Origin of the sequence: Streptomyces sp. NPDC001816 (genome assembly GCF_042892235.1) — a bacterium.
Taxonomy (GTDB): Bacteria; Actinomycetota; Actinomycetes; order Streptomycetales; family Streptomycetaceae; genus Streptomyces.
This window is the reverse complement of record NZ_JBIATY010000003.1, coordinates 502,681-514,950: the sequence shown is the minus strand read 5'-3', so window position 1 is coordinate 514,950 and position 12,270 is coordinate 502,681. Positions and strand designations below refer to the sequence as shown.

11 protein-coding genes are annotated in these 12,270 nt (G+C 72.5%); 6 read left to right on the top strand and 5 right to left on the bottom strand.

Annotated elements, in window-relative coordinates; genetic code table 11:
- Positions 1–10: 10 nt before the first annotated feature.
- Together ACFYZZ_RS13340 and ACFYZZ_RS13335 are read left to right on the top strand one after the other, a co-directional pair.
- Complete coding sequence (locus ACFYZZ_RS13340) at positions 11–970, top strand: EamA family transporter (protein WP_389174805.1); 960 nt, start codon at positions 11–13, stop codon at positions 968–970.
- A gap of 274 nt (positions 971–1,244) precedes the next feature.
- Positions 1,245–2,096, top strand: coding sequence for a DMT family transporter (locus tag ACFYZZ_RS13335; RefSeq protein ID WP_389174802.1), 852 nt, complete (start codon positions 1,245–1,247; stop codon positions 2,094–2,096).
- 63 nt (positions 2,097–2,159) lie between these two features.
- Here ACFYZZ_RS13335 and ACFYZZ_RS13330 read toward each other — a convergent pair whose 3' ends face one another.
- Complete coding sequence (locus ACFYZZ_RS13330; RefSeq protein ID WP_389174799.1) at positions 2,160–2,612, bottom strand: DUF5707 domain-containing protein; 453 nt, start codon at positions 2,610–2,612, stop codon at positions 2,160–2,162.
- 168 nt (positions 2,613–2,780) lie between these two features.
- Between ACFYZZ_RS13330 and ACFYZZ_RS13325 the strand changes: the two genes are divergently transcribed.
- Entirely contained in the window at positions 2,781–3,695 is a 915-nt protein-coding gene (locus ACFYZZ_RS13325) for a LysR family transcriptional regulator (RefSeq protein ID WP_389174796.1), read from the top strand.
- 39 nt (positions 3,696–3,734) lie between these two features.
- Here the strand turns inward: ACFYZZ_RS13325 and ACFYZZ_RS13320 are convergent, their stop codons facing one another.
- Both ACFYZZ_RS13320 and ACFYZZ_RS13315 read right to left on the bottom strand, forming a co-directional pair.
- Positions 3,735–4,586 carry a GNAT family N-acetyltransferase gene (locus ACFYZZ_RS13320; protein WP_389174793.1) on the bottom strand — a complete coding sequence of 284 codons (852 nt, stop codon included), beginning with the start codon at positions 4,584–4,586 and terminating at the stop codon, positions 3,735–3,737.
- Positions 4,587–4,657: 71 nt separating this feature from the next.
- Complete coding sequence (locus ACFYZZ_RS13315; RefSeq protein ID WP_389174791.1) at positions 4,658–5,137, bottom strand: DUF1203 domain-containing protein; 480 nt, start codon at positions 5,135–5,137, stop codon at positions 4,658–4,660.
- A 228-nt stretch (positions 5,138–5,365) separates the two neighbouring features.
- Between ACFYZZ_RS13315 and ACFYZZ_RS13310 the strand changes: the two genes are divergently transcribed.
- Entirely contained in the window at positions 5,366–6,595 is a 1,230-nt protein-coding gene (locus tag ACFYZZ_RS13310; RefSeq protein WP_389174789.1) for a M14 family zinc carboxypeptidase, read from the top strand.
- A 92-nt stretch (positions 6,596–6,687) separates the two neighbouring features.
- Here the strand turns inward: ACFYZZ_RS13310 and pepN are convergent, their stop codons facing one another.
- Positions 6,688–9,261 (bottom strand): aminopeptidase N, encoded by a 2,574-nt coding sequence (gene pepN, locus ACFYZZ_RS13305; protein ID WP_389174785.1) that lies wholly within the window; start codon positions 9,259–9,261, stop codon positions 6,688–6,690.
- A 183-nt stretch (positions 9,262–9,444) separates the two neighbouring features.
- Positions 9,445–10,464: an aspartate-semialdehyde dehydrogenase gene (locus ACFYZZ_RS13300; RefSeq protein ID WP_389174782.1), complete on the bottom strand. Its 1,020-nt coding sequence runs from the start codon at positions 10,462–10,464 to the stop codon at positions 9,445–9,447.
- Positions 10,465–10,797: 333 nt separating this feature from the next.
- Here ACFYZZ_RS13300 and ACFYZZ_RS13295 point away from each other — a divergent pair, with 333 nt between their 5' ends.
- Together ACFYZZ_RS13295 and ACFYZZ_RS13290 are read left to right on the top strand one after the other, a co-directional pair.
- Positions 10,798–11,343: a sigma-70 family RNA polymerase sigma factor gene (locus ACFYZZ_RS13295; protein WP_389174779.1), complete on the top strand. Its 546-nt coding sequence runs from the start codon at positions 10,798–10,800 to the stop codon at positions 11,341–11,343.
- Between the two features lies 1 nt (position 11,344).
- The gene (locus ACFYZZ_RS13290) at positions 11,345–12,220 is read left to right on the top strand and encodes a hypothetical protein (RefSeq protein ID WP_389174776.1); all 876 of its coding nucleotides are present in this window, start codon (positions 11,345–11,347) and stop codon (positions 12,218–12,220) included.
- Positions 12,221–12,270: the final 50 nt, after the last annotated feature.

Here is a 12,270-nt window from a genome sequence, read left to right as displayed (position 1 = left end):
GGACTCGGTCATGAAACGCCCCGCGACTATGACCATCCTGCTCACCGCCCTCGCCCCGGTCTCCTGGGGCACCACCTACGCCGTCACCACCGAGTTCCTGCCGCCGGACCGCCCCCTGTTCACGGGCCTGATGCGGGCCCTGCCGGCCGGGCTGCTGCTGCTCGCCCTCACCCGGGTGCTGCCGCGCGGCGTCTGGTGGGCGAAGGCGGCCGCGCTGGGCGCGCTGAACATCGGCGTCTTCTTCCCGCTGCTGTTCGTGTCGGCGTACCGGCTGCCCGGCGGGATGGCCGCCGTGGTCGGCTCGGTCGGACCGCTGTTCGTCGTGGGCCTCTCGGCGCTGCTCCTGGGGCAGAGGCCGGCCGCGCGCACGCTGGTCGCCGGGGTGGTCGCGGCGTTCGGTGTGAGTCTCGTCGTACTCAAGGGGGCCGGTGCCCTGGACGTGGTCGGGGTGCTCGCGGCCGTCGCCTCCACCGCCTCGATGGCCGCCGGGACGGTGCTGACCAAGCGGTGGGGCCGCCCGGACGGGGTCGGTCCGCTGGTGCTCACCGGCTGGCAGCTCACCGCGGGCGGCCTGCTCATCGCGCCGGTCGCCTTCCTGGCCGAGGGCGCCCCGCCCGCGCTCGACGGCCGTGCGGCCGGCGGCTACCTCTACCTGGCGCTGGCGAACACGGCGCTCGCGTACTGGCTCTGGTTCCGCGGCATCGGCCGGCTCAACGCCACCCAGGTCGGCTTCCTCGGCCCGCTCTCCCCGCTGACCGCCGCCGTGGTCGGCTGGGCGGCCCTCGGGCAGGCACTCGCGCCCCTCCAAGTGGCCGGCATGGCGCTGGCGTTCGGGGCGACGCTGGCCGGGCAGCTGGGCGCGGGGCGACGTGCGGGACGACGTGCGGGACGGCCCCCATCGTTCAGCTTTGCTGAAAAGACCGCTCGAAAAGATTCGATGGACCTGACAGGTCAGGCGTTGCGACGGTAGGTGCACACCCACCACCGAAAGGACCTCCGTGGCCACGGCCTCGCACCAGACCGCCACCACCCCTGTCACTCACCCCTGCACGGCCACCACCCGGGTCGCTCACCCCCGGAAGGCCACCACCGCGGTCACTCACCCCTGCACGGCCACCACCCGGGTCGCTCACCCCCGGAAGGCCACCACCCCGGTCACTCACCCTCGGAAGGCAGCCACCCCGGTCGCTCGCCCCCAGAAAGCCACCACCTCTGTCACTCACCCCCAAAGAGCCGCCGCCCCGGTGCTCGGCCTCGCCCTCGCCGCCCTCGCCACGGTCGTCTGGTCCGGCAGCTTCGTCACCTCCCGCGGACTGGCCGACAGCGTCCCGCCGATCCAGCACGCCTTCTGGCGCTGGGTGATCGCCCTGGCGGCCGTGGCCCCCTTCGGCGCCCGCCAGGCCTGGCGGCAACGGAACCTGATCCGACGCCACCTCCGCTACGTCCTCCTCGCCTCCCTGCTCGGTGTCGCCGTCTACAACACGCTCGTCAACCAGGCGGGTCTGACCACCCCGGCCGCCACCATGGGCATGATCATGGCCGCCTCGCCGGTCCTGATGGCGGTGTTCGAGCGGCTGGGCGGCGTACGGCTCGGAGCGCGGCGGACCGCCGGACTGCTGACCGCCTGCGCGGGCGTGCTGCTGCTCATGGGCGGCGGTGCGAGCTTCGGCGCCGGTGACCTGTGGATGATCGCCGCGTCCTGTTGCTTCGCCGCCTACAGCGCGCTGCTCCGCCGCAGGCCCGCCGAACTGGACGGCACCGGCTTCCTATTCACCACGTTCCTGATCGGCACAGCCTTGCTGCTGCCCGTACAGACGGCGAGCGTGGCGGTACAGGGCGGCTTCACGCCCACGCCCGCAACCGTCCTGCCGTTGCTGTACGTCGGCGTGGCCTCCTCCGCGATCGCCTTCTTCGCCTGGGGCAGGGCCATCGCCCTGATCGGCGCGGCCCGCGCGGGCATCGTCTACTACCTCCAGCCCATCGGCGTGGCCGTGCTCTCCTGGGCATTGCTCGGCGAGAGGACCGGCCTGCCCCAACTCCTGTGCATGGCACTGATCCTGGGCGGTGTCATGCTGGGCGCGGGCTCCCGTCGGTGACGGCGCCGGGCAGCCCGGACCGCCGCGCGACGACACTGCTCGGGACGGCGGACGCGACCCGGCTCAGCCGACGGTGAAGCCCGCCGCCTTGGTGTCCAGGGTGGTGGTGCCGTCCTCGGCGGTGGCGAGCACGGCGACGCGCCAGGGACCGCGCGGGGACGACGCGGCGTCGGCGCCGGTCACCTCGGTCGTGTAGACGCAGCGCACGGTGTCCTTGCCGGCGGGCTTGCAGGTGGCCGGCTCCGCCGCAGCCATCTCCTTGGCGGTCGGCGCCTTCTTGGCGAGGGAGGAGTTCGCCGGCCAGGCCAGCACCTTCAGGCTCTTGACGCCGGAGGACGCCGTGACCTCGGTGGTGAAGGTGAACGATCCGTCCTGGTGGCCGTCGGGCGCGGTGTAGCGGGCGGCGCTGTGCGCCAGGGCGGGGGGCTGGTTCTCGGCGTGGGCGATGGCGAAGGCTCCGGCGCCTCCGAGGAGGACGACGCCGGCGGCCAGGGACAGGGCGACACGTCGGGACATGGCAGGTTCTCCGTAACTGTCTCAGTGGTGTGGAACCGGCGCTCTCGGCTGCGCCGCTGCATCGATACTCGCGGCGCGGGGCCGGCCCGGACCTGAGCCCGGATACTCAATTCGGCCTAGGCGGATTCGCTTGGCCCGGCTGCCCTTTCGGCCCTGTAGCGTGCCCGCATGACCGAGTGGGACCTGAGGAAACTGCAGATCCTGCGTACCTTGCGTGAGCGGGGCACCGTGACCGCGACGGCCAAGGCTTTGCACATGACCCCGTCCGCGGTGTCCCAGCAGCTGACGAACCTCGCCGCCCAGCTCGGTGTGCCCCTGCTGGAGGCCCACGGCCGCCGGGTCCGGCTGACGGACGCCGCCCGGCTGGTGCTGCGGCACACCGAGCCCGTCTTCGAGCAACTGGAGCGCACCGACGCGGCGTTGGCGGCCTACGCGCAGGGCGAGGCGGGCGAGGTGCGGGTCGGCGCCTTCTCCACGGCGGTGCCCGCCCTCGTCGTACCGGCCGTACGTTCCCTCCGGGCGACACACCCCGGAGTGACCGTACGCGTCCGGGAGGCGGAGGCAGCCGAGGCCTACGACCTCCTGTCCGCCGGCGAGGTCGACCTGGCCCTCTCCCTCGCCGCCGAGGCCCCGAGCGCGGCCGACCCCCGCTTCACCCGCCTGCCCCTCCTGACCGACCCCCTGGACATCGCCCTCCCCCCGGACCACCCCCTGGCCGCCGCCCCGGAGCTGACCCTCACCGACCTCGCCGCCGAACCGTGGATCTTCGGCGGCAGCGGCCCCTGGTCCGACATCACCCGCCGCGCCTGCGAGTCCGCCGGCTTCAGCCCCCACCAGGGCCACTCGGCCTCCGGCTGGACCGCGATCCTGGCCATGGTCGAGGCGGGCATGGGCGTCGCCCTGGTCCCCCGCATGGCCGCGGCCCGCCGCGAGGGCGTGCTGATGCGCGAACTGGGCGCGGACCGTCCGGTACGGCATGTGGTGGCGGCGGTGCGGAAGGGGGCGGAGGGGGGAGCGGCGGTGGGCAAGGTGTTGGAGGCCTTGCAGGCGGCGGCGGGTCCGTCGGCGGTCACTCGGGTGTGAACTCGTCCTGCGGTACGCGGAGGTGGTCGGCCTGCACCTTCACGACCGTGCGGGTTGGTCGGCGATCAGCAGGGTGATACCGGCAGCGCGGAAGCCCAAGCGGGCGTAGATACGGGCGATGCTGTCCTCCGCGTAGGCGAGGAAGACGGTGCGCACTCCGTGGTCGCGGGCGTGGCCGGCCAGGGCCGCCGTGACGGCTGCGGCCAGGCCCTGGCGGCGAGCGGTGGGCAGGGTGCCGACGCCGCCGATCTCGGTGGTGCCGTCGGCCGGGTGATAGTGGCCGGCGGCGAGTGGGGTGCCGTCCGGGGCCAGGGCCGCGATGAGGATCTTGTGCCCGGCACGGATGCTGGGGCGGGTCGTCTCGACCGTGCCGTCCGCGGTGAGTTCTTCTGCCACCGCCGACAGTTCCGCACGGCCTGCCGCGCCCACCGCGGTGCCCGTCGAGGCGAACGCCAGGCGGGGCAGGGCGAGAGTGGCCGGCAGGGCCGGGTCGTCGGCCGTCAGCACCCGCATCGTCACACCGTCCGGCAGGGCCTGCTCAGGTACCGGATGATCCGGCGCGAGGGCCATCAGCGGGCGCTCCTCCACCGGGCGGCCGCCGGTCTCGATGCGGGCGCGCAGCGTCGGCGCTGCCTCGGCGAGCCACTCGAAGGACTCCGGCACGCCCAGTTCGCGCTGCCTGGCGCGCACCCGGGCGATGTCAGCGGCGGTGACGATCGAGCCTTCCGCGGTGGGTTGAGCGTGGCTCGGACCGCCGTAGTACGGCTTTCCCGGCTCCTTCCGTACGAACAGCCGCAACGGGCCGAACTCCTCCGCGTCGGCGAACAGCAGGGGCACGGTGGCGTAGTACCGCTCGATACGCGTAAGAAGCGAATTGCTCATGCGGCGCATCCCACCATGGAACAGCGGCGGGCCGCACCCGAAAATGGCCGTCCGGAACACAGGGGCGGCTCGCCAACGGCCTATTGAGGGCGCCGCACCTCATACAGAAAGCACCCGAACTCCACCGCCCGCACATGCACCAGCGCCACCTCGGGGTCCGCGAACGCCTCCGCGAACGCCGGCTCGAAGGCGGTCGGGTCCTCGATCAGGCGGCCGCCCAGGATGCGGCCGTCCGTGGAGTAACGACGCACCGTGCGGTGGGCGTTGGTGAAGGGCAGGGCGGTGTCGGCCGGGCCGGGGCAGTCGTCGGCGTGGATGAAGACGGGGCCCTGCTCGTCGTAGGCGCCCGGCTCGGCCCCCGTCTCGGCCGCCCAGCGGCGCAGGGGTGCGTACGAGACCAGGGCGATGCGCTCACCGGGTGCGCTGCGACGGAGGCAGCAGCGCAGGGGCGCATCGCCCTCGGCGTCGGTGAAGGGGCGCATGGGGCGGCCCGCGTCGTCGCTGGTGCGTAGCTCCTTGAGAACCGGAGGCGTCAGGGGGCGTGCGAGGTAGGTGGTCATGGCTTCAGCGTGGCGCGCGGACGCGCCCATGACCGGCGGGATTCGGACGTGGGGCTGGTGACACCCGTCCTCGTCGGACTGCGCGACCGGCGCCTTGGTCAACGTCATCGGCGGCTGGTTCCCGGGGTGACCTGACGGTGACCTGACATCGCGGGTCACCCTTGACGGGTCCTGCTCCCGACGCTCCCATGGAACCGCTCAACATCCGGTGGCGGAAGTGGAGTTGCCATGGGCTATCCCGGTGTCGGCGAACTGGAGCGGCGGGCTCGCGAGCTGGTCGGCGCGGCCCCCGGCGTGCTGTGGCTGCGCGCCGTCGGCGAGAGCCGGGCCGGCCGGCCGCTGTGGCTGCTGTCCGCCGGGCATGGGGAGCGGCAGATCCTCACCGTCGCCGGGGCGCACGCCAACGAACCGGTGGGCGGCGCCTCCGCACTCCGGCTCGCCAGGCTCCTCGCCCACCGGCCGGAGTATCTGGAAACGCTCGGCTGCACCTGGCACTTCCTGCTGTGTCTCGATCCGGACGGGGCCCGGCTCGCGCACGGCTGGCAGCCCGAGGAGCCCGCCCCCTCGCTGGAGGAGTGCCACCGGCACTTCTACCGGCCCGCGTTCGCCTGTCAGCCCGAGTCGCCGCCCGCCCCCGGCACGGGACGGCAACCGCTGCCCGAGTCGGCGGCGCTCGTGCGGATGCTCGACGAACTGCGGCCCGTGGCCCAGTTCACGCTGCACGGCATCGAGTTCGGCGGTGCGTTCATGATGCAGTCCAGGCGGGTGTCCGGTGCCGCGCGCACCTTCCGGGAGGCGGCCGGGCTCCTGCGCATTCCGCTGGACGACCATCCGTGCGACGGGCCCGACTGGCACTGCGACCCGCCCGGTGTTCTGCGGTTGCCGGAGGAGAGCACCGGAAGCGAACGCGATCCGAGCGGATTCGTCGCCGAGAGCACGTGGCTGTACCCGCGGCGGTACGGCACCCTCACCGTCCTGGTCGAGGCACCCGCCTGGGCCGCCCCGGCGGTGAGCGACCCCCGGCCCGCGCCCGACCCCGAGCGGGAGGTCGCACAGGTCGGTGAGTTGCTGCTGAGTCGTACCCGGGAGATCGCTGAGCTGCTGCAGGACGGCGTACCCGACGAGGAACTGCTGCCGCTGGACACCGCCGCACGGGAGCTGCTCGGCGTGGCGCCGTCGCTCGCCGCCACCTGGGCCGTCGAGGAACGCTCCGGCTCCCGGGGCCACTTCGCGACCCTCGGGCTGGCCGCCCGCCGCCTCCCGCTGCGCGCCGCGGCCATGCTGCGCCGGGCCCTGGCCGGCACCGCCCTCGGGACCGCCTGCGCCCTCACGGAGCTGGTGCACGAGTGGTGCCGGGAACTGGAGAAGACGTACGAGCCGCGGTGGATCCCGGTGTCCGCGCAGACCGGTCTGCATGTGCGGACCATGCTGGACGTCGCCCACCGGGTGTGCGGCTGAGCAAAGGGAAGAGGGAAAAGGGAAAGGGCGCCCCGGTGCACTCGCACACCGGGGCGCCCTCAGCGCCGTACGGGTGACGGCTACGACTGCCGCTACTCGGCCGCCGCGTCCGCCGCCTGGGCCTTCAGCGCCCGCTCGATGCCCGAGCGGGACTCCGAGACCAGCCGGCGCAGGGCCGCGCTGGGCTCGGCCGCGGCCAGCCAGGTGTCCGTCTTGGCCAGGGTCTCTTCGGAGACCTGGACCGACGGGTACAGGCCGACCGCGATCTGCTGGGCGATCTCGTGCGAACGGGAGTCCCAGACGTCCTTGACGACCTCGAAGTACTTGTCCGTGTACGACGCGAGCAGCTCACGCTGGTCGGTCTGCACGAAGCCGCTGATCACGGCCTCCTGCACGGCGTTGGGCAGCTTGTCGGAGTCGATGACCGACGCCCACGCCTCCGCCTTGGCCTCCGGGGTCGGACGGGCCGCGCGGGCGGTGGCCGCGTGGCGCTCACCGGCCGCGGTCCTGTCCCGCTCGTACTCGCCCGCGATCTCCGCCTCGTCGAAGCGGCCGGCCGCAGCGAGCCGCTCCACGAACGCCCAGCGCAGCTCGGTGTCGACGGCCAGGCCCTCGATCGTGTGGGTGCCGTCCAGCAGGCCCTCCAGGAGGTCCAGCTGCTCCGGCGTCCGGGCGGTCGCCGCGAAGGCGCGCGCCCAGGCCAGCTGGTGGTCGCCGGCCGGCTCGGCGGCCCGCAGGTGGGCCAGCGTGGCGTCGGTCCAGCGGGTCAGCAGGGCCTCGCGGGTCGAGGGGTCGGCGTACAGGTCGATCGCCAGCTTCACCTGGCGGTGCAGCGACTGCACGACACCGATGTCCGACTCCTTGCTGATGCCGGACAGCACCAGGGACAGGTAGTCGCGGGTCGCCAGCTCGGCGTCTCGCGTCATGTCCCAGGCCGACGCCCAGCACAGGGCGCGCGGCAGCGAGGCGTCGAAGTCGCCCAGGTGCTCGGTGACGAACGCCAGCGACTCCTCGTCCAGGCGGACCTTGGCGTACGACAGGTCGTCGTCGTTGAGGAGGATGACGGCCGGGCGGCGCCTGCCGGCCAGCTGCGGTACGGCGGTCAGCTCGCCGTCGACGTCCAGCTCGATGCGGTCGGTGCGCACCAGCTTGCCGCTCGCCTCGTCGAGGTCGTAGAGGCCGATCGCGATGCGGTGCGGGCGCAGCACCGGCTCGCCCTTGGCGCCGGCGGGCAGGGCCGGGGCCTCCTGGCGGACGGCGAAGGAGGTGATGACACCCTCGGCGTCCGTGGCGATCTCGGGGCGGAGGACGTTGATGCCCGCCGTCTCCAGCCACTTCTTCGACCAGGTCTTCAGGTCACGCCCCGAGGTCTCCTCCAGGGCGCCCAGCAGGTCGGACAGGCGTGTGTTGCCGAACGCGTGCCGCTTGAAGTAGGCCTGCACGCCCTTGAAGAACTCGTCCATGCCGACGTACGCGACGAGCTGCTTCAGGACCGAAGCCCCCTTGGCGTACGTGATGCCGTCGAAGTTGACGAGCACGTCGTCCAGGTCGCGGATCTCGGCCATGATCGGGTGTGTGGAGGGCAACTGGTCCTGCCGGTACGCCCACGTCTTCATGGAGTTGGCGAAGGTGGTCCAGGAGTGCGGCCACCGGGACTCGGGGGCGTACGCCTGGCAGGCGATGGACGTGTAGGTGGCGAACGACTCGTTCAGCCACAGGTCGTTCCACCACTCCATGGTGACCAGGTCGCCGAACCACATGTGGGCCAGCTCGTGCAGGATCGTCTCCGCGCGCACCTCGTACGCCGCGTCGGTCACCTTGGACCGGAAGACGTACTGGTCACGGATGGTCACCGCGCCCGCGTTCTCCATCGCGCCCGCGTTGAACTCGGGCACGAAGAGCTGGTCGTACTTCGCGAACGGGTAGGCGTAGTCGAACTTCTCCTGGAACCAGTCGAACCCCTGCCGGGTGACCTCGAAGATGGCGTCCGAGTCCAGGAACTCGGCGAGCGAGGGACGGCAGTAGATGCCGAGCGGCACGCTCTGCCCGTCCTTCTCGTACACGCTGTGCACGGAGTGGTACGGGCCGACGATCAGCGCCGTGATGTACGACGAGATGCGCGGCGTCGGCTCGAAGGCCCAGACGTCGTCCTTGGGCTCGGGCGTCGGCGAGTTGGAAATGACCGTCCAGCCAGTCGGTGCCTTCACCGTGAACTGGAAGGTGGCCTTCAGGTCGGGCTGCTCGAACGAGGCGAAGACCCGGCGGGCGTCCGGCACCTCGAACTGGGTGTAGAGGTAGGCCTGCTCGTCGACCGGGTCGACGAAGCGGTGCAGGCCCTCGCCGGTGTTGGTGTAGGCGCAGTCGGCGACGACCCGGAGGACGTTGCGGCCCTCCAGCAGGCCGGGCAGCCCGATCCGCGAGTCCGCGAAGACCTCGGCGGGGTCGAGCGTGTCGCCGTTCAGGGTCACCTCGTGGACCGCCGGCGCGACCAGGTCGATGAAGGACGTGGCGCCGTTTTCGGCTACGTCGAAGCGCACCGTGGTCACGGACCGGTAGGTACCGCCCTCCTGCGCGCCGGAGAGGTCGAGATCGATCTCGTACGAGTCAACGGTGAGCAGCGCGGCCCGCTGCTGTGCCTCTTCGCGAGTCAGGTTTGTGCCAGGCACGCGGTCATCTCCTCGTTATGTGTGCGTTCGGTCATCCTTCCACGGCACCTGTACGGAGGGCGACGTCCTGCGGCTGCGCGGCGCAGCCCTAGGGAAAGCCCTATGGGCAGGAGACACAGGAGGGCGGCCACCCGGAGGTGACCGCCCCGTTTCAGAGCATTCGCGTCACTCGGAGCATGCGTGTCACTTCGCGGACAGCTCGGCCGCCACCAGCTCCGCGATCTGCACCGCGTTCAGTGCGGCGCCCTTGCGCAGGTTGTCGTTGGAGATGAACAGGGCCAGGCCGTTGTCCACCGTCTCGTCGCGGCGGATGCGGCCGACGTACGACGGGTCCTTGCCGGCCGCCTCCAGCGGGGTCGGGATGTCGGAGAGGACGACGCCCGGGGCGCCCGCGAGCAGCTCGGTGGCGCGCTCCGGGGGGATCGGGCGGGCGAAGCGGGCGTTGACCTGGAGGGAGTGGCCGGAGAAGACCGGGACGCGCACACAGGTGCCGGAGACCTTCAGACCCGGGATCTCCAGGATCTTGCGGGACTCGTTGCGCAGCTTCTGCTCCTCGTCGGTCTCGTTCAGGCCGTCGTCGACGATCGAGCCCGCCAGCGGGAGCACGTTGAAGGCGATGGGCCGCTTGTAGACACCCGGCTCGGGGAAGTCGACCGCCTCGCCGTCATGGGTGAGCTTGTCGGCCTCGGCGACGACCTTCTGCGCCTGCCCGTGCAGCTCCGCCACGCCCGCGAGACCCGAACCGGACACCGCCTGGTAGGTGGCGACGACCAGCGCCTCCAGGCCGGCCTCCTCGTGCAGCGGCTTCAGCACCGGCATCGCGGCCATCGTGGTGCAGTTCGGGTTGGCGATGATGCCCTTGGGGCGGTCGGCGATCGCGTGCGGGTTCACCTCGGAGACCACCAGCGGGACCTCGGGGTCCTTGCGCCAGGCCGAGGAGTTGTCGATCACCACGGCGCCCTGGGCGGCGACCTTCTCGGCCAGTGCCCTGGAGGTCGCGCCGCCCGCGGAGAAGATCACGATGTCGAGGCCGGTGTAGTCGGCGGTCGCCGCGTCCTCCACCGTCACGCCGTCCAGCACGGTGCCGGCCGAGCGGGCCGAGGCGAACAGGCGCAGCTCGGTGACCGGGAAGTTCCGCTCCACGAGGATCCTGCGCATGACCGTGCCGACCTGACCGGTGGCTCCGACGATTCCGACCCTCACGGCGACTCCCTCTACGTGTCTCTTGCTGTGTGCCTCTGCATGACCGGGGCTTTTCCATCATGCGGCCGACCCCGGTCCACCTGTCCAATTCTTTGCGATGTGTGCCCGAGTAGTGGGACACGATCACCCGGCCGCCGGTTCCCGATGTCCGCCGTACCCCCTGCTGAGCTGGAGATATTCCCTTGCGGAGGGTCGCGTACCGGAAGCTGTGCTGTCCCGCCCCTGCCCGCCCGGCCCCCGGCCACGCGCGGTGTGACGTACGCCTCTGCGCAAGAGGCCGAACGTTTCCTTCCCCTCCGGCGTCGTAGGGGCAAACGCAGGAGGGGGTGGCTTGTGCTGCGCGGAGGGGCACGCCGCGAGCAGGGGGCGCACGCCGGTGCCGACCAGGCCGGTGACGATCCCCTGGACGCGGCCCAGGAACGCCGGGTGCGGGCGGTGCTCGCCCTCGGTGGCGTGCCGCAGGCGGACCTGCCGGACGGGGTGCAGCAGGTCCGGCTGCGGCTGCTGGAGCGGGCCGCGAGCGGGCGCGAGGCGCCGCGGGACGTGTCGGCGTGGGCGGCGGTGGTCGCCTCCAACCTCGCCATGGACTGGCACCGGGCCAAGCGGCGCCAGGAGCGGCTCGGGGAGCGGCTGGCGTCGCTGCGCGAGCCCGTGCACCCCTCCGGCGAGGAGACCAGCCTGCTCTCCCTCGCCGTCGCCCAGGGCCTGGACGAACTGCCCGACGCCCAGCGGCAGGTGGTGATCCTGCGCTTCTTCGCCGACCTGCCGGTGCGCGGGATCGCCGAGGAACTGGGCGTGCCCGAGGGCACGGTCAAGAGCAGGCTGCACACGGCGGTCCGCGCGCTGCGCGAGAGGCTGCACGAGGACGAGGTGGTGTGACGTGACCGCCGAACACGAGGGCGCGCGAGAGTACGCCGGCATGGACGCGCTCATGGCCGCGATCACGGGCGAACCGCTGCCGGAGGAAGCCCGAGAGGACGCCGCCTACCTGAGCGAACACACCTCGGCCGAAGCCGACGTGGCAGTGCTGAAGGAGCAGCTGACCTGGCTCGCGGAGGCGCTGACCGGGGAGGAACGGACGGCGGCACCGGCGGCACCGGCGGCCGAGGAGACCGGGTCCACGGCGGGCCCCGCCCGCAGCGCGCCGTCCGGGAAGCGCCCCCGCAGCACCACGCGTCCCGCCGCCCCCGCCCGCCCGGCCCGCCCGGGGCGTCCGTCCGGCCCGCGTCTGGCCCTGCGCCTCGCGCTCGGCACGCTCGTCGGCGCGGCGGCCTTCGGCATGGTCTTCGGGCTCGGCCGGCTGATCACGAACTCCGGGGCGAACGACTCGATGGGCGGCAGCAGCGCCGACGCGAAGAGCGACGCCCACGCCCCGGAGTACAGCGGCGACGGCGGCCGGCCATCCGACCCGGCGCTGACCCTGGCCTGCTACCGGCTGGTCGTGGAGGGCACCGTCGCCAAGGTGGAGCCGAAGCCCGAGAACCCCTGGACCCTGGTCGTGCTGAAGGTGAGCCGGTCCTACAAGCCCGCGCACAAACCGGCCGAGGTCAGCTTCCTCCTCGACGGCGGCGCGCAGCCGGCCCCGCGCACGGGACAGCACGTGCTGATCGGGGTCGGCCAGGGTCAGGACAACGCGAGCCTGTGGGCCGTCGGGGACAGCCGGGTGGCCGCCGACCGGGCGTGGATCACCAAGGCGCTGCCCGAGGCCCGGCACACCACGTGCCCGTCCGAGGAGGCGCCGACCGACAAACCGTGAGGGGCGGGTGTCCCTTCGGACACCCGCCCCTCACCTCACCTCAGGCCCGC

Excerpts from the sequence above, each read along its gene's own strand:
- ACFYZZ_RS13340 (WP_389174805.1), top strand. The coding sequence starts at position 11 with ATGAAACGCCCCGCGACTATGACCATCCTGCTCACCGCCCTCGCCCCG.
- ACFYZZ_RS13330 (WP_389174799.1), bottom strand. The coding sequence starts at position 2,612 with ATGTCCCGACGTGTCGCCCTGTCCCTGGCCGCCGGCGTCGTCCTCCTC.
- ACFYZZ_RS13325 (WP_389174796.1), top strand. The coding sequence starts at position 2,781 with ATGACCGAGTGGGACCTGAGGAAACTGCAGATCCTGCGTACCTTGCGT.
- ACFYZZ_RS13320 (WP_389174793.1), bottom strand. The coding sequence starts at position 4,586 with ATGCGCCGCATGAGCAATTCGCTTCTTACGCGTATCGAGCGGTACTAC.
- ACFYZZ_RS13315 (WP_389174791.1), bottom strand. The coding sequence starts at position 5,137 with ATGACCACCTACCTCGCACGCCCCCTGACGCCTCCGGTTCTCAAGGAG.
- ACFYZZ_RS13310 (WP_389174789.1), top strand. The coding sequence starts at position 5,366 with ATGGGCTATCCCGGTGTCGGCGAACTGGAGCGGCGGGCTCGCGAGCTG.